Origin of the sequence: Streptomyces sp. NPDC001480 (assembly GCF_042894725.1) — a bacterium.
GTDB lineage: Bacteria > Actinomycetota > Actinomycetes > Streptomycetales > Streptomycetaceae > Streptomyces.
Map to the genome: position 1 here is coordinate 1 of NZ_JBIAVX010000064.1, position 1,622 is coordinate 1,622.

At 68.9% G+C, this 1,622-nt stretch carries 1 protein-coding gene; it reads left to right on the top strand.

Annotated elements, in window-relative coordinates:
* Positions 1-213: 213 nt before the first annotated feature.
* Positions 214-1,416: an IS110 family transposase gene (locus ACFY01_RS46710; RefSeq protein ID WP_388605459.1), complete on the top strand. Its 1,203-nt coding sequence runs from the start codon at positions 214-216 to the stop codon at positions 1,414-1,416.
* Positions 1,417-1,622: the final 206 nt, after the last annotated feature.

Consider the following 1,622-nt stretch of genomic DNA (forward strand, 5'->3'; position numbering starts at 1 on the left):
CCAAAGCAGCTCCGTAAGTTGTTCGGTGGCCCGGGAGGGCCGGATGTGGCTTCAAAGCAGCTTGCCGACCGTGGCTCGGCGGGAGTGGCCGTCCGGTCCTTCGGGGCGCCCTGGTCGCTGATTGAAATGCGCGGAACGCGTCGCTGTTTACGGAGCTGACGACGGGGTGTCCTACGGGCCCGACGGCAGAAATCTCGGCTGCGGGAGGGACACGTGAGCAAACAGCGGGCCCGGATATGGGTCGGTATCGATGCAGGTAAGGGCCATCACTGGGCCGCAGCAGTCGACGAGACCGGCGCGACTCTGTGGTCGAAGAAGATCGAAAATGACGAGTCGGCGATCCTGACCGCACTCGGCGAGATCTTGGACCTGGCCAATGAGGTGCACTGGGCGGTGGACATCTCCAGCAGGTCCTCCGCACTTTTACTGGCGCTGCTGGCAGCCCACGGTCAGCGGGCCGTCTACGTGCCCGGGCGGACGGTCAACCGCATGGCCGGCGCCTACCGGGGCGAGGCCAAGACCGATGCCCGCGACGCCTACGTCATCGCCGAAACCGCCCGCCACCGCCGGGACTTCACCACCCTCGACGTGCCCGCCCAGCTGGCCGCCGACCTCGCGCTCCTGACTGCTCACCGCACCGACCTGGTCACCGACCGGGTGCGGACGGTCAACCGGCTCCGCGACGTGCTCACCGGCATGTTCCCCGCCCTGGAGCGCGCCTTCGACTACTCGGCCCGCAAGGGCGCACTGGTGCTGCTGACCGGCTACCAGACCCCGGCCGCCCTGCGCCGACGCGGCTTGAACCGCCTGGCTTCTTGGCTGGTCAATCGAGGTGTCCGCGACGCGGACAACGTGGCCGCCGCGGCCGTGGCAGCGGCCCAGGCCCAGCACACCGCACTGCCCGGTGAGGACACCGCCGCACAGATCGTCGCCGACCTGGCTACGCAGGTCATAGCCCTGGACGACCGGCTGGGGCGCATCGACCGCCAGATCCGCGATGTCTTCCGCACCCACCCACAGGCAGAGATCATCGAGTCGCTGCCCGGCATGGGTCCCATCCTCGGAGCCGAGTTCGTCGTCGCCGCGGGCGACATGACCGCCTACGCCGACGCCGGCCATCTTGCCTCGGCCGCAGGGCTGGTCCCTGTCCCCCGCGATTCCGGCCGCCGCACCGGCAACCTGCACCGACCCAAGCGCTACAGCCGCCGCCTGCGCAGGGTCTTCTACCTCTCCGCACAGACCAGCATCATCCGCGACGGACCCAACCGGGAGTACTACCTCAAGAAACGCGGCGAGGGCTGCAAACACGTCCAGGCCGTCATCGCCCTCGCACGACGCCGCACCAGTGTGTTGTGGGCCCTCCTACGCGATGACCGGGCCTTCACCGCCACCCCACCCATCACACAGACGGCTTGACTCAACCCGAGGCCACAAAACCGGCAGCGTGGCTGAGGCCGGCGGGACTGCAGCGAGACACACGCGCACCCGATCGGTCGGCGCGCCCGCCGTCGTGGCTGGCGTTCGTCGGCCGAGGCACAGACGATCTCCCGAACGCCCCCACCTCACCGGTGGAGGCGGCCACAGCCTTGACAGGGTCATTGAAACTCCCGGCCAAAGTCGCT